Genomic DNA, 14,729 nt, shown 5'->3' on the forward strand with positions numbered 1-14,729 from the left:
TTACCGGGGGTCACAGTGCTCCAGCAGCGAATTCTGGTAGCGGCGCATCCCGCGCAGCCAGCGGTCGTAATCGGACCCCTTCTGCCGATACATGGTGAGGACGCTCTCGTGGGGCAGGATCAGGAACGTCTCGCGGTCCACGGCACCGAGCACGATGTCGGCGACCTGCTCGGGCTGCAGCACGTCGCCCGCCGAGACGACGGCCCGGGTGGCGGCGGCACCGAGTGGATCACCCGAGTTCTCGCCGGAGCGCATCAGCGTGGTCTCGACCCCCATCGGGCAGAGGCAGCTGACCCTGATTCCCTTGTCTCCGTATGTGACCGACAGCCATTCGGAGAACGCGACCGCAGCGTGCTTGGTGACGGCGTACGTGGCCGAGCCGATCTGGGTCAGCAGGCCCGCGGCGGAGGCGGTCGACACGAAGTACCCCTCGCCGCGCTCGACCCACTTCGGCACGAGTTGCCTGGCGGCGCGGATGTGGGCACGAATGTTGACGTCGAACGCGAGATCCCAGTCGGGCTCGTCGGCATCGAGGCCGGGTGCTCCCGCGACGCCCGCGTTGGCGAAGTAGAGATCGACCGGGCCGAGCTCGGTCTCCGCGCGCTCGATGATGCGCCGGATCTGCTCGGTGTCGGCGACATCGGCACCTTCGGCGAGGGCGGACCCGGGGAGGCGTTCGTTGATCCGGTCCGCAACCGCCGCCGCGGCGGTCGGGTCGAGATCGGCGACGAGCACCGTGGCGCCCCGGTCCGCGAGACGGTCGGCGATGGCCCCGCCGATACCGCCCCCGCCGCCGGTCACGATGGCGACCTTCTGTGCAACCTTCACGAGGTGTCCTCTCCTGCGCCGTGCATTGTGACTCGCGTCTCTCTTTTGTATAGTTGAATCCGTCGTCAAGTTCAAGTGTCGGGGTTCAGATCACACCTCGAATTCCGACCCAGCCAACGTGACACATCCAGGCCCTGCACCACTCGGAATTGAGGGAGACAGATGACCGACACCACTGCACTGCCCGTTCGTCCGGCGAGCTTCGACGAGCTCACCGCGCTGATCGGCAAGGAGCTGGGCCCCACCGAATGGCACGACGTCACTCAGGAACGCGTCAACGCCTTCGCCGACGCGACCGGCGACCACCAGTGGATCCACATCGATCCCGAGCGCGCCGCGGCCAGCCCGCTCGGCGGCACCATCGCGCACGGCCTCTACAGCCTGTCCCTCGGACCGGCACTGTCGGCGACCCTGCTGCGATTCGACGGCTTCGCGCACAGCCTGAACTACGGCTACAACAAGGTCCGTTTTCCCGCGCCGGTGCCGGTGGGTTCTCGCATCCGGATGCGTGCCACCGTCCAGTCCGCCGAACAGGTCGGCGGCGGCATCCAGGTGACCATGAGCCAGGTCGTCGAGCGTGAGGGCTCCGACAAGCCGGTGGTCGTGTCCGAGTCCGTCGCCCGCGTCGTCGAGGCCGGACAGTAGCCGTGAGTACTTATCAACCGCCCGCGGTTAACAAGTACTCACGGGTGAATGTGCTCGATCCGGTGTCCCGGCACGCGGACGCCACTCCCGGCAACATCGCACTGCGCGGCGCGGACAGCACCCTGACGTACGGACAGCTGCGCGACGCGAGCACCCGGTATGCAGGAGCACTCAGGGACGCCGGCCTGTCCCCCGGCGACCGGGTTCTGCTGGCCGCACCCTCCGTACCCGAGTTCGTGGTGGCGTATCTGGGAATTCAGGCGGCCGGATGCGTGGTGGTCCCGGTGAACACGATGTCGACCCGGCCCGAGACCGAGTACGTCCTCACCGACGCCGGCGTCGCGCTCGTCATCGGGTGGCACGAACTCGGGCCCGCGATCGGCGACGCCGCGGCCGCCCTGGACATCCCCGTCTGGACGCTCGCACCCGGCACGCTTCCGGACGCCGAGCCCGTCACCCCGGCCGAGCGGAGCGGGAACGACACCGCCGCCATTCTCTACACGTCCGGCACCACCGGGCGACCCAAGGGCGCGGAGCTGACAGTCGGGAACCTGTTGTCCGGCGGCGAGATCGGCGCCGAATGCAGTCGCGGGTCGAGCGACGACCGCACCGGCACGGGACTTCCCCTGTTCCACGTCTTCGGGCAGGCCTCGGTCATGATGGCCACCTTCACCGGTGGCGGGTCGCTGTCGCTGCTGGCCCGGTTCGATCCGGCCGCGATGCTCGCCATGCTGCGCCGGGACCGGCTCACGATCATGGCCGGTGTTCCGACGATGTGGAATGCACTGCTCCATGCCGCGGGCGGTGCGGACTCGCAGGACTTCACGCAGCTCCGCATCGCCATCTCCGGCGGCGCGTCGCTGCCCGGCGAGGTGGCCCGCGAATTCGAGTCGCGCTTCGGGTGCACCATCCTGGAGGGGTACGGACTCACGGAGACGACCGCGTTCGGCACGTTCAACGACATCGACCGGGGCGCAAAGATCGGCTACACGGGACGGGCGGTGCCCCGGATGCAGGTCGAGGTGCGGGATCACGACGACGTCGCGTGCCCGCCCGGAACCGTCGGAGAGGTGTTCGTGAAGGGCGCGACCGTGATGAAGGGCTACTGGAACCGGCCCTCCGACACCGCGGCCGCGCTGTCCCCGGACGGCTGGCTGCGCACCGGGGACCTCGGCGAGATCGACGCGGACGGGGATCTGCGCATCGTCGACCGGGTGAAGGACCTCATCATCCGCGGCGGCTACAACGTGTACCCGAGCGAGGTCGAGGAGGTCCTGTACACGCACCCCGACATTCTCGAGGCCGCCGTGGTGGGCGTTCCCGACGACCACTACGGCGAGGAGGTGGCCGCCGTGGTGGCCACCGTCCCCGGGTCCGGCCTGGACGGCGGCGAGTTGACGAGCTGGGCGCGGAAACGACTGTCCGCGTACAAGATTCCTCGGATCGTCGCAATCGTCGATTCCCTCCCGAAGGGGTCGACCGGAAAGATCCTCAAGCGGTCGATCGACAGGACTGCTCTGAGAAATGACGCACTGACCGCAGAAGTACCCGAAAGGTGAACATCGTGACATCCGTGAACAGGCAGGTCCGGCTGGCGAAGCGTCCGGTCGGCCGTCCCGACGACTCCACCTGGGAGATCACGTCCGAACCCGTCCCCGAACCCGCGGACGGCGAGTTCACCGTGAAGGTGGACTACGTGTCCCTCGACCCCGCGATGCGCGGATGGCTCGACGACGTGAAGTCGTACGTGCCTCCGGTGGCGATCGGTGAGGTGATGCGCACGCACGCCGTCGGCCGGGTGGTCGCGTCGAAGAACGCGAAGTTCGCGGAGGGGCAGCTGGTCTCCGGACAGTTCGGTGTGCAGGAGTTCGCGCTCTCCGACGGCCGCGGCGCTCTCGCCGTCGATGAGTCGCTCGCCCCGGCACCGACGTGGCTGGGTGCCCTCGGTTTCCCCGGCATGACCGCCTATTTCGGCCTCACCGACGTCGGCAGGCTGGAGAAGGGTGACACCGTGCTCATCTCCGGGGCCGCGGGAGCGGTCGGGAGCATTGCCGGGCAGATCGCCAGGCTGAAGGGCGCTACCGTGATCGGCATCGCCGGTGGCCCCGAGAAATGCGCGTGGCTGACCGGCGAACTGGGTTTCGACGCGGCGATCGACTACAAGTCCGAATCGGTCGGGAAGGCCCTGCGCGCCGCCGCGCCGGACGGCATCGACCTCTACTTCGACAACGTCGGCGGCGAGATTCTCGACGCCGCACTGGCCCGGCTCCGCAAGAACGCCCGGGTCGCGCTGTGCGGTGCGATTTCCGGATACAACGCCACCGACCCCCAGCCCGGACCCTCCCGGTACCTGTCGCTGCTGGTCAATCGGGCGTCGATGACGGGATTCATCGTGTTCGACTACCTCGACCGGTTCCCCGAGGGCATGGAGGTGATGTCGGAGTGGATCCGCGCCGGGGAGATCGTGACCCGGGAGCAGGTGGAGACCGGGGGCGTCGAGGCGTTCGGCCGCACTCTCAATCTGCTGTTCGACGGCGCCAACACCGGAAAGCTCGTGCTGAAGATCAGCTGACCGCACGCTCGAAAGGCGCGTCGCGGCCGTCACCGTACCCCGGTGGCGGCCGCATCCGTGTGCGGGCCAGAATCGGTTGAACGGTGTTGTATTGAAAACTTATGCGTTCTAGGCTTGGGGTGTGGCAAAGGTCGAGTCCGATTCGACGGCGCCGGGCGGATCCGGAACCCGCCGGTACCGATCTCCGCTGCGCCGGATGCAGGCAGCTCAGACGCGGGCGGACGTACTCGATGCCGCCAGCCGATTGTTCGCCGAACGCGGTTGGGCCGGCACCGGCATGAGGGATGTTGCGCGAGCCGCGGCGGTGTCCGTCGAAACCGTCTACGCGACGTTCGGATCGAAGGCCGGCCTGTTGAAGTCGGCGCTGGAGATTGCCGTCGCCGGCGATGACGAGCAGGTGCCGATGGCCGACCGGCCGGTCTACACGGCCATCGGAACGGGGCGCACCACCGGCGACCGCATCGAGATGAGTGCGCGCCTGATTGCCGGTATCAACGAGCGCAGCTGTCGCCTGGCGAGGGCAATTCGCCAGGGTGCGACGACGGATGACACGCTCGCAGCGGTCGTTGCCGAGTTGGAGGGGCAGCGCAGGCGCTCGCTCGCCGACGTCGCAAGCCTGATCATGGGCACTCATCCAGATCCTGGTCAGATCGACGAACTGTGGGTCCAGACCGGTGACCAGGTATACGCCCTGCTCGTGGACGAATGCCGGTGGAGTCGGGTCCGCTACCGGTCCTGGCTGATCGACCGAATCGAAGAAATCCTCGAACGCCCGGTGTGACACCGGGGCACTCTTGTCTGGAGTAGGTCAATGACAACCGACACTCTCCCTCCCGCCGACACGCGCATCATGCGCATCGTGCACAACGCGCTGCGCCGTGATCTCGCTCGGGCTGCACAGGTTTTGCGCACAGCACCTCCGCCCGCGCAGCCTCAACGGGTCGCCCTCGCCGATCATCTTGTGTGGATGATGCATTTCCTGCACCTGCATCACAGCGGTGAGGACCGCGGGCTGTGGCCGCTGGTCCGTGAGGGGAACCCGGGCGCCCGGGCACTTCTCGACGCGATGGAGGCCGACCATGCGCGAATCGATCGCGAGATGGAGCGGGTTACCGCCGCGGCGATCGGATATCGTGTGCATCCGGCTGCTCGAGAAGATCTTTCGCATGCCCTCACCGCTCTCGAACAGGTTCTGCTGCCGCATCTGCAGCGTGAGGAGGACGAGATGATGCCGGTCGTCGCCCGAACCCTGACTCGCCGTCAGTGGGACGACGTGGAACAGCGGGTGTTCGTCGCCTCGAAGACCAAGCGAGAGTTGGGGGTCGAAGCTCACTGGATCGTCGACGGTGTCGATCGGGTGGACTACGACGTCACCGTTCGCAAAGTCGGTCCCGCCACCCGGTTCATGTTGCTCCATGTGTTCGAACGGCCGTATCGGCGGGCGTGCGCCGCCCGGTGGGGCGCCGATCTCGACGTGAGCCCACGGCTTCACCGGCCGCTGCGCACCGAGGGGTCGGCGGAATTGTGGATCGGTGTCCCGGCCCGGCAGCTGTACGACGCGGTTGCCGACGTCACCCGTATCAGCGAACGTAGCCCCGAGTGCCGCAGCTGCGCGTGGCTGCCGGGACCATCGCCGGGCACCGTGGGGGCCCGATTCCGAGGGCACAACCGCGCACGCCACGCGCGCTGGTCCCGGGTCTGCGAGGTGATCGCCGCCGAGCCGGGCGAAAGGTTCGAATTCCACACGGTGTCGGACCGGCGAAACCCGCTGTACCACGACTCGACCACCTGGTCGTACACGTTCCGGGCAGACGGCGACGGGACCCGGGTCACGCATTCGTATCGGATCGACATCCTGCCGTACCGCCCGCTGCTCTCGCTCTACTCACACCTGCAGCCGCAGCACCAGGACATGCGGCCGCAGATGCGGCAGAATCTGGAGGCGCTGCGACGGCAGGCACGTGACGGCACACTTGTGTCAGGTGCTCCTCCCGGAATGTCTAGTAGAACTGGGCGCCGGGAACGGCCGTGGGATCGTTCCGGACCTCGGCGGGGTTGGTCTCGCGAAGCTTCCACGCGCAGAGGAGCGTGACCAGCCCCATCACCGCGACGAAGACGGCGACGAACGTGGTGGTGCCGGTCCGGGCGATCAGCGCGGTCATGATGAACGGGGTGCCGCCGCTCACCGTGATCGCCGCCAGTTGGTATGCCAGCGACGCCGCCGAGTACCGCACGTTGGGCGCGAACAGTTCACCCATGTACGCGGCGATCGGCCCGTACGTCATGGACTGGAAGACGCTGCCGACCGTGACGGCCACGAAGAACAGCAGCAGGTTCCGGGTGTTGATCAGCCAGAAGTAGGGGAACGCCCACACGATGATCATCGCCGCACCGATCAGGATCATCGGACGGCGTCCGACCTTGTCGGACATGTGCCCGGACCACAGCACGACACCGACGGTGAGTGCGGCGCTGAGCAGGGAGATCGTGAGGAGGTCGTTGCGCTTCATCCCCAGTTCGGCGGTGCCGTAACTCAGCACGCCGGCGATGGAGATGTAGAACAGGGAGTTGGTGGCCGCGAGCAGTCCGCATCCGAGCAGGATCTTGCGCCAGTGCTCCTTGATCGCGTGCGTGAGCGGTGCCCGGACGACGGTCTCGTTGTTCTTCTGCGCCTCCTCCTGCAGTTCGCGGAATTCGGGTGTGTCCTCGACCTTGGTCTGGATGTAGAGCACGACCGGGAACAGGAGTGCGCTGGCGAAGAACGGGATGCGCCACCCCCAGCTGAGGAACGCCTCGTTCGAGATGGCCGCGGTGGCGCCCAGGAACACGAGGTTGCCGAGCAGGACGCCGAACGAGACACCCATCTGGCCGAAGGTGCCGGAGAATCCCCGGCGTTTGGGGCTCGCCGACTCCGTGAGCAGCAGGACGATCCCACCCCATTGACCACCGCAGGCGATGCCCTGGACGAACCGCAGGACGACCAGCAGGATCGGTGCCGCCACCCCGATGGTCGCGGCGCCGGGAAGGCACCCGATAAGGAACGTCGCGAGTCCCATGAACAGCAGGCACGTGACGACGGCCGGTTTGCGGCCGTACTTGTCGCCGAAGTGACCGGCGACGAGGCCGCCCAGCGGACGGGCGACGAAGCCCGCCCAGAAGGTGCTGAACGAGAGCAGGGTGCCCGTCAATGCCGACGAGTCGGGGAAGAAGACGTGGGGAAAGACCAGTGCCGCAGCGGTTCCGTACAGGAAGAAGTCGTACCACTCGATCGAGCTGCCGACGAGTCCCGCCGCAAGCAGTTTCCGATGAGCGCGCTTGCGCTGCACGGCCTGACCGCCGGCCGCGTCCTTACTCGGCTGCACCGCGGATGTAGTCATCCGATCACTCCTCGAGATAGGTCTACGTGTGGATGTGGCGATTGCGAATTTCAGAACATGACGCCAACTTCAACTCAGTGAGCGCTTGCTTAGTGTGTGGGACATGCTATGTGATGTCAATCACTCGGGAGGGTTGATCTTGCCGAATCGTGAGGGTACGGACGAAGCTCGATGCGGCGGAGAGGACCACCCATGACCGAACTGCACGACGACGTGTCCGCGACCGACGAACCGAGCCCCGGTCCGCCGACGTCCGAGGAACGCCTGCTCCGCGCGGCGACGACGCTGTTCTCCGACAAGGGTTTCGAAGCCACCCGCACCAGGGACATCTCCACGATGGCAGGGATGAGCCCCTCCGCGATGTACGTGCACTTCCCGTCCAAGGAAGATCTGCTCTTCCAACTGGTCCGCCGATCGAACGAGCGCGCACTCGCCCTGGTGCTCAGCGCCGTCGCACCGTTCACCGACCCGATCGATCGCGTCCGGGCACTGGTTCGGGAGTTCAGCGTCATGCACGCCCGGAATTTCCGGCGCGCACGGATAGCGCAATACGAGAGCAGGCATCTCAGCCCCGAACACCATGAGGTGGTGGCCGAGACCCGCCTCCAGATCCGGGTCGCGGCGATTCGCGAGGTGCAGAACGGGATCGATCAGGGGGTGTTCCTGATCCCCGACCCCCGCGTCGCGGTCCTGGCGATCATGTCGCTCGCGGTGGACATCTGCCGGTGGTACAGCCCCGACGGCGAGTTCACGCCCGCGGAGCTGGGCGACATCAACGCCGATCTCGTCCTGCGCATCCTCCACGCGCCCGGTTACTGAGGGGCATCTCGGACGCGGTCCGGGACGCGCAGCGCGTTCGTCCACATCCGCGCGAGCCCGGCGGTCAACTGCTCGAACGTGAGCGCTCTCCGCTCGCTCGGCGGCCCGACGAAGTAGCCGTAGGCCGTCCTTCCGACCATGGCGGACAACGCCTTCGACGTCAGCATCGGATCGAGCGACGCGTCGGCGAGACCGCGGTCCTGCAGATCGGCGATCGCTCGCGCGTTACGCAGGAAGAAGGTCTCGTCCCGCGAGCGCTCCAGATCGCGGAAGGCGGGGTCGACGTGTGCGACCTGTTCGAGCAGCGCCAGCAGTCGTGCATTCCGGCGGCACGCGTGCAGGTATGCCCGGATACTCGCCTCCACCACCGCGTGCACGTCGCCCTCGTCCTCGACCCGCTCCATCCCGGGATGCAGCAGGTCGTTCTGCGTCACCTCCACGACCGCCGCGAACACCTCCTCTTTGCCGGTGAAGTAGGTGTAGAAGGATCCGGTCGACAGTCCGGCTTCCTTGCTGATGTCGACCAGGCGGGCGTCGAGGTATCCGTCCCGCTCGAATACCACCCGGGCCGCGGCGACGAGGCGGTCGCGGGTGCGGACACCCCGGGCCGTGACGGGTGCCGTCGGTGCGATTCGCGGGCGCGACATGTCAGTAGGCTTCGACGTTCTCGAAGTATCGACGGGGCACCTCGACGAGCATCTCGGTGATCATCTTCTCGGTGACACCCCGCTCCCGGACGTAGGGAAGCACGTCGTTCTCGATGTGCAGGTAGTGCCACTGCGGCAGGGCGGACATCAGGGCGGGGTCGATCCAGTCGATGTAGCAGGAGGCGTCCTGCGACAGGACCATCTGCCCCGCGAATCCGCGCCGGCACATCTCGACGAGCGTGTCGGCGCGCGCTTCGAACGTGGTCTCGAGGTTGATGCCGAACCGGTCCATTCCGAGGACGAAGCCCGCCTCGGCGAGGCTGGTCAGGTGCTCGACGTCGGTGCTGTCACCGCTGTGGCCGAGCACGATGCGGTCGGGCCGCATCCCCTCTTCGTCGCACATCACCCGCTTGACGTGCCACCCGGCCTCGCTGCCGGGGTGGGTGTGCACGGTGACGGGGACACCGGTGCGACGGTGCGCCTTCGCGACCGCCCGCATCACCCGCTCGACCCCCGGCGTGAGCCCCTGATGATCGATCGCGCACTTGAGCAGGCCCGCACGGACCCCGGTGCCGGCGATCCCCTCCTCTATGTCCTCGACGAACATGTCGACCATAGGGTCCGGGACCGCGGCCCCCACCATCGCGTCGAGCGCCGGACCCCGGTAGTGGAAGAAGAACGGCACGTCGTCGTAGGTGTAGAGCCCTGTCGCGGCAACGATGTTCAGCTCGGGAAGCTGTTCGGCGACCCGCTGGATGCGCGGGATGTACCGCCCGAGTCCGACGACGGTGGGGTCGACGATGGTTCGCACACCCTGCTCGGCCAGCGCCCGCAGTTTGGCGACGGCGTCGGCGACCCGCTCGTCCTCGCTCCCCCATTCCTCGGGGTAGTTCTGCTGCACGTCGGGGGTCAGCACGAACACGTGCTCGTGCATGTAGGTGCGTCCGAGTTCGGCGCTGTCGATCGGTCCGCGGACCGTGTTGATCTGACTCATGCAGGCTCGCCCTCTCCGGATGTGACGGTCGTCATACCCCCGGATCAGCGTAGAACTAACTTGAATCTGACGTCAACATTTACTTCGCGGTGGGTCGTCCCCGCGACAGGCAACCCAATCCAGGACGCGACACGTCAACGCGACGCTCCGACTTCCCACACGATTCCCATGCGTAACCCACAGCAGTGCGCACACGCGCACACTGTAAGCGTGTATACCGGCGTGCCCATCCACAGCCAGTGGTAGAGCAGACGCAAGAGGAGTTCACGATGAACCTGAAGAAGACTGCGACGGGGGCCGTGATCGCCGGTGCGCTGGGCTTCAGCGTACTGGGGCTTGGCACCGGTACGGCAAATGCCGACCCATGGCCACCGCCGATTCCCGGCATCTCGGTCCCCGATGTGGTTCCACCGCCCGGACAGCTGGGTCAGCTGCCGTTCGTCCCACCGCCCGGGCAGTTGGGACAGCTGCCGTTCGTGCCACCGCCCGGACACTGGGACAAACCGTGGAAGTGGATTGCCGGTGAGTCCTGGGGCCGCTATCCGCCACCGGCCGCGGCCTGGATCGGCGCCATGTCGAAGTAGTCGCGCCACGTGGTGATCTTGCCGCCGGTGATCTCGAAGACGCCGACGACGGGCAACTCGACGACGGTGCCGTTGAGGGTGAACACATCGATCCGTTCGTTCATCACCACGCCGCTCGACTCGTCGGCGTTGGGGCTCTGCCCTCCGTCGGTGACCTGCCGGTGTACCCGGAAATCGATGCCACCGAAGGCCACGATGAAACCGGCGATGAACTCACGAATCGCGTCGCGCCCGATCACCGGCTCCATCGGAATATTGTGATAAATGGCGTCCTCCGCGAAATATCCGGCGATCTTCGCCGGATCGGGCTCGATCCATTCGGCGCAGAATTGGGTGACCAACTCATCCGGGGTCATCGGTTCTCCCTTTCGACGGAGGACGGTTCGATGATGGCCATGACGGATTGGATCGCCCCCGCCGGGATGTCGAAGTGCTCGGTGATCCGAACGGACGTCACCTCGGTGGGGGTGGCCCCGAGATCGAGCAGGAACCGGGCCACGACGTTGTCGCCCCATTCGTGGAAGGACAGTTCGCGGACGGCCTGGATGGCCTGGTACTGCGGGCCGTTCTCGAGTTCGTCCCGGATGAAGGCCCCTGATTCGCCGGTGCGCTGACCGTTCTCCACCCGCCACGCGGTGTCCGCCAGACGCACCTTCGTGGCGTCGTGACTGACCAGGGCGTCGATGTAGGCGCGGGCCATCGCGACCCGACCGCTGTCGGCGGTGTCGGTGGCGTGCTTCGCGATCGCGGCCAGCAGCGGCTGCGCCAACTCCGGCCGGCAGATCAGGAGGTCGGGCAGATAGGGGTGGGATTCGTTGTAGTCCAACGGCGTTCCGTCGATCCGCGAGCAGCGCAGACCGGCCGCCATCGCGACGCCGACCGGTGCGGCCGAGTCCCATTCCCATTGACCGCCCGCGTGGATGTAGGCGTCCACGTCTCCGCGGAGCACGGCCATCGCCTTCGCGCCCGCCGAACCCATGGTGGAGACCTCGGCACCGATCTCCGTCGCGACGGCGTCGACGAAGGCCGGCGGCCTGCTGGCGCTCACCACGATGCGCGGGCGTGCCGGGAGCTGCTCGGCGTGCACCGCATGACTGTCGTCGTCGCTGGCATACACGGCTCCCAGCGCCGGTTGCGCGACCGCGGCCGCCGTGATGCCGCGACCGCGTTCCCACAGCGCGACGTGCACGGCCCAATCCGAATGCCCCGGCAGGCCGTACTCCTTGGAACCGTCGAGCGGATCGATGATCCACACTCTCGCGCTCTCCAGCCGCGACCGGTCGTCGGCCGACTCCTCCGAGAGGACCGCGTCGTCCGGTCGCTCCGCGGAGAGCTTGCCGAGGATGAACGCGTCGGCGGCGACGTCGCCGCGCCTGCCCAGTTCACGACCGTCCGCCGATCCGAGTCCCGCGGTGCGGATGTCCAACAGCAGGGCGCCGGCACCGGAGGCGATGTCGGCCGCGAGTCGCGCGTCAGTGGTCACGTCTCAACAATTCCATAATTCTCTCGGCTTGTTCGGCCGGCGTGCCGTCCTCGGGCCGGAGGACGAGTTCGGCGTTCTCGGGGGCCTCGTACGGATCGTCGACCCCGGTGAAACCGGAGATCTCCCCCGCGCGCGCTTTCGCGTACATGCCCTTGGGATCCCGCGCCTCGCACTGTTCCACCGGCGTGTCGACGAACACCTCGACGAAGTCGATCCCAGCAGCCCGGTGCTGTTCCCGGACCCGGTCCCGGTCGGCGCGGTAGGGGCTGATCAGCGAGGCGATCGCGACCACCCCCGAGTCGGCGAGCAGACCCGCCACGGCGCCGACGCGGCGGACGTTCTCGGCGCGGTCCGCCGCACTGAAACCGAGGTCGGCGTTGAGTCCGTGGCGCAGATTGTCGCCGTCGAGGCGGTATGCGGGCACTCCGGACGCGACCAGTCGTCGCTCCAGTTCCACGGCGACCGTCGACTTCCCCGACGCCGACAGTCCGGTCAGCCACACTGTGCGCCCCCGGGAGGCCCGCTCCTCCCGCGACACGGCTGCGGCATGCCACACCACCTTCGTGCGCGACAGCGTCGGCCCGGTGATCATCCCCGCCGCCACCGTGTTGTGGGTCGACTCGTCGACGAGGATGAAACTGCCCGTCACGTGGTTGCGGCGGTAGGGATCGAACATCAGCGGCTGCGCCGTCTTCAACTGAATGCGGCCGATCTCGTTGAGCGAGAGCGATTGTGCGGACTCGTCCCGGTGCAGGGTGTTGACGTCGAGCCGGTAGTCGAGCCGCTCGACGGACGCCCTCGTCGCGCGGGTGGTGTGCAGCAGCGTGTACCGCGCGTCCGGTGTGAGCGCGGAGTGTTCGCTGAACCAGCAGACCATCGCGTCGAGTTCCTGCCCGACGAGGGGACGGTTGTTGGGGCGGCACAGGACGTCTCCGCGGCTCACGTCCAACTGGTCGGCCAGCTGTATGCACACCGCCGACGGCGCGAACGCCTCGTCGAGGCGGGTTCCCCCGGGACCCCAGATGGCACTGATCGTCGTTGTGAAACCCGAAGGCAGCGCCACCACCTCGTCGCCCGGTTTGAACACGCCGCTCGCGACCGTGCCTGCGTAGCCGCGGAAATCGTGCAACTCCGAATCGGTCTGGCGCTGCGGCCGAACCACGTACTGCACCGGGAACCGCGCGTCGATGAGGTTGCGGTCGGACGCCACGTGCACCTGCTCGAGGTAGTGCAGCAGCGATGCGCCCTCGTACCACGGCATGTTGACCGTGCGTTGTGCGATGTTGTCGCCGCGCAGCGCCGACACCGGGACGAACGTGAGGTCGTGGACCTCCAGTTTGATCGCGAACTGCCGGAACTCCTCTTTGATCTCCTCGAACCGCTCCTCGGACCACCCGACGAGGTCCATCTTGTTGACGCACAGCACGAGGTGGGGAATCCCGAGGAGGCTGGCGATGAAGGCGTGCCGCCGCGTCTGCTCCAGGATTCCCTTGCGGGCGTCGACGAGGATCAGGGCGAGGTCGGCGGTCGACGCCCCGGTCACCATGTTCCGGGTGTACTGCTCGTGGCCCGGTGTGTCCGCGATGATGAACTTGCGGTGCGGTGTGGCGAAGTAGCGGTGTGCGACGTCGATGGTGATGCCCTGCTCGCGTTCGGCGCGCAGACCGTCGGTGAGCAGTGCCAGATCGGCGTGCTCGTCGCCGCGTTCGCGACTGGTCCGTTCGACCGCCTCGAGCTGATCCTCGAAGATCGCCTTCGAGTCGTAGAGCAACCGGCCGATGAGGGTGGACTTGCCGTCGTCGACGCTGCCCGCGGTCGCGACCCGAAGTAGTTGCGGCATCAGAAGTACCCTTCCTTCTTGCGGTCTTCCATGCCGGCCTCGGAGATCCGGTCGTCCGCCCGGGTGGCCCCGCGCTCGGTCAGCCTGCTCGCGGCGACCTCCGTGACGACGGCCGCGGCGGTGGTGGCCGAGGATTCGACGCAGCCCGTACAGGTGGCGTCGCCGACGGTCCGGAATCGGACGAGGGCCTCGTACGGCTCGTCCCCGGGAAGCAGGGTCAGGAACCGTGTGTGCGCCAACAGCATTCCGTCGCGCGGGACCACCTCCCGCCGGTGCGCGTAGTACAGGGGCGGCAGCTCGATCCGCTCCGCGCCGATGTACTGCCAGATGTCGAGTTCGGTCCAGTTGGACAGCGGGAACACCCGGATGTGCTCGCCCTTGCGGTGTCTGCCGTTGTAGAGGCTCCACAATTCCGGACGCTGCGCCCGCGGGTCCCATTGCCCGGACTCGTCCCGGAAACTGAAGACCCGCTCCTTCGCGCGGGCCTTCTCCTCGTCGCGGCGGGCGCCGCCGAAGATGGCGTCGAAGCCGTTGTCGCGGATGCCGCGGAGCAGTGCGGTGGTCTGGAGCCTGTTGCGGCTCGCCCGCGGCCCGGTCTCCTCGCTGACCCGCCCCGCGTCGATGTCGTCCTGCACGCTCGACACCACCATCCGCAGGTCGAGGCGGGCGACGGTTCGGTCGCGGAACTCGATGACCTCGTCGAAGTTGTGGCCGGTGTCCACGTGCATGACGGCGAACGGCAGCGGTGCGGGCCAGAATGCCTTGGCGGCCACGTGCAGCATCACCACCGAGTCCTTGCCACCGGAGAACAGCAACACCGGACGCTCGAACGTGGCGGCCACTTCCCGGAAGATGTGCACGGCCTCTGCTTCCAGCGCGCCGAGGTGGGACAACTCGTACACGGGCGGTGCGGTCATGGGCGACTCCTCGTCGCGAGTGC

The 14,729-nt window shown here is 67.3% G+C and carries 15 protein-coding genes; 7 read left to right on the plus strand and 8 right to left on the minus strand.

Going from position 1 to position 14,729, the window contains the following annotated elements:
* Nucleotides 1-828 carry an SDR family oxidoreductase gene (locus ACFTWF_RS17200; RefSeq protein WP_378462402.1) on the minus strand — a complete coding sequence of 276 codons (828 nt, stop codon included), beginning with the start codon at nt 826-828 and terminating at the stop codon, nt 1-3.
* A gap of 162 nt (nt 829-990) precedes the next feature.
* Between ACFTWF_RS17200 and ACFTWF_RS17205 the strand changes: the two genes are divergently transcribed.
* The 5 genes from ACFTWF_RS17205 to ACFTWF_RS17225 all read left to right on the plus strand — a co-directional run bounded on the left by ACFTWF_RS17205 (nt 991) and on the right by ACFTWF_RS17225 (nt 6,137).
* Nucleotides 991-1,473 carry a MaoC family dehydratase gene (locus tag ACFTWF_RS17205; protein ID WP_378462403.1) on the plus strand — a complete coding sequence of 161 codons (483 nt, stop codon included), beginning with the start codon at nt 991-993 and terminating at the stop codon, nt 1,471-1,473.
* A gap of 44 nt (nt 1,474-1,517) precedes the next feature.
* Nucleotides 1,518-3,032, plus strand: a complete 1,515-nt coding sequence (locus ACFTWF_RS17210) for a class I adenylate-forming enzyme family protein (protein WP_378462404.1) — start codon at nt 1,518-1,520, stop codon at nt 3,030-3,032.
* Nucleotides 3,033-3,037: 5 nt separating this feature from the next.
* A complete protein-coding gene (locus tag ACFTWF_RS17215; protein ID WP_378462405.1) occupies nt 3,038-4,045 on the plus strand; it encodes an NADP-dependent oxidoreductase in 1,008 nt (335 codons plus the stop codon).
* Nucleotides 4,046-4,166: 121 nt separating this feature from the next.
* Nucleotides 4,167-4,826 carry a TetR/AcrR family transcriptional regulator gene (locus ACFTWF_RS17220; RefSeq protein ID WP_378462406.1) on the plus strand — a complete coding sequence of 220 codons (660 nt, stop codon included), beginning with the start codon at nt 4,167-4,169 and terminating at the stop codon, nt 4,824-4,826.
* Between the two features lie 30 nt (nt 4,827-4,856).
* The gene (locus tag ACFTWF_RS17225; RefSeq protein WP_378462407.1) at nt 4,857-6,137 is read left to right on the plus strand and encodes a hemerythrin domain-containing protein; all 1,281 of its coding nucleotides are present in this window, start codon (nt 4,857-4,859) and stop codon (nt 6,135-6,137) included.
* Here ACFTWF_RS17225 and ACFTWF_RS17230 read toward each other — a convergent pair.
* Nucleotides 6,046-7,422, minus strand: a complete 1,377-nt coding sequence (locus ACFTWF_RS17230) for an MFS transporter (RefSeq protein ID WP_378462408.1) — start codon at nt 7,420-7,422, stop codon at nt 6,046-6,048. The two genes, ACFTWF_RS17225 and ACFTWF_RS17230, sit on opposite strands and share 92 nt — an antisense overlap.
* A 192-nt stretch (nt 7,423-7,614) precedes the next feature.
* Here ACFTWF_RS17230 and ACFTWF_RS17235 point away from each other — a divergent pair, with 192 nt between their 5' ends.
* Complete coding sequence (locus tag ACFTWF_RS17235; protein WP_378462409.1) at nt 7,615-8,241, plus strand: TetR/AcrR family transcriptional regulator; 627 nt, start codon at nt 7,615-7,617, stop codon at nt 8,239-8,241.
* On the opposite strand, the gene ACFTWF_RS17240 is transcribed toward ACFTWF_RS17235, so the two are convergent.
* On the minus strand, nt 8,235-8,888 hold the full coding sequence (locus tag ACFTWF_RS17240; RefSeq protein WP_378462410.1) for a TetR/AcrR family transcriptional regulator: 654 nt from the start codon (nt 8,886-8,888) through the stop codon (nt 8,235-8,237). The genes ACFTWF_RS17235 and ACFTWF_RS17240 overlap by 7 nt on opposite strands.
* A 1-nt stretch (nt 8,889) precedes the next feature.
* A complete protein-coding gene (locus ACFTWF_RS17245; protein WP_378462411.1) occupies nt 8,890-9,882 on the minus strand; it encodes a phosphotriesterase in 993 nt (330 codons plus the stop codon).
* 269 nt (nt 9,883-10,151) lie between these two features.
* Here ACFTWF_RS17245 and ACFTWF_RS17250 point away from each other — a divergent pair, with 269 nt between their 5' ends.
* Complete coding sequence (locus tag ACFTWF_RS17250; RefSeq protein ID WP_378462412.1) at nt 10,152-10,466, plus strand: hypothetical protein; 315 nt, start codon at nt 10,152-10,154, stop codon at nt 10,464-10,466.
* Here ACFTWF_RS17250 and ACFTWF_RS17255 read toward each other — a convergent pair.
* Genes ACFTWF_RS17255 through cysD form a run of 4 tightly spaced genes read right to left on the minus strand, consistent with a single transcriptional unit; the run spans nt 10,421 to nt 14,706 of the window.
* Nucleotides 10,421-10,822 (minus strand): nuclear transport factor 2 family protein, encoded by a 402-nt coding sequence (locus ACFTWF_RS17255; RefSeq protein ID WP_378462413.1) that lies wholly within the window; start codon nt 10,820-10,822, stop codon nt 10,421-10,423. The genes ACFTWF_RS17250 and ACFTWF_RS17255 overlap by 46 nt on opposite strands.
* Nucleotides 10,819-11,949 (minus strand): 3'(2'),5'-bisphosphate nucleotidase CysQ, encoded by a 1,131-nt coding sequence (locus ACFTWF_RS17260; RefSeq protein WP_378462414.1) that lies wholly within the window; start codon nt 11,947-11,949, stop codon nt 10,819-10,821. Before ACFTWF_RS17260 ends, ACFTWF_RS17255 begins: the two co-directional genes overlap by 4 nt.
* The gene (gene cysC, locus ACFTWF_RS17265) at nt 11,939-13,789 is read right to left on the minus strand and encodes an adenylyl-sulfate kinase (protein ID WP_378462415.1); all 1,851 of its coding nucleotides are present in this window, start codon (nt 13,787-13,789) and stop codon (nt 11,939-11,941) included. Before cysC ends, ACFTWF_RS17260 begins: the two co-directional genes overlap by 11 nt.
* Entirely contained in the window at nt 13,789-14,706 is a 918-nt protein-coding gene (gene cysD / locus ACFTWF_RS17270; RefSeq protein WP_378462416.1) for a sulfate adenylyltransferase subunit CysD, read from the minus strand. Before cysD ends, cysC begins: the two co-directional genes overlap by 1 nt.
* Nucleotides 14,707-14,729 lie beyond the last annotated feature (23 nt).

The sequence above is a fragment of the Rhodococcus sp. NPDC056960 genome, from assembly GCF_042674125.1.
Classification (GTDB): Bacteria; Actinomycetota; Actinomycetes; order Mycobacteriales; family Mycobacteriaceae; genus Rhodococcus_F.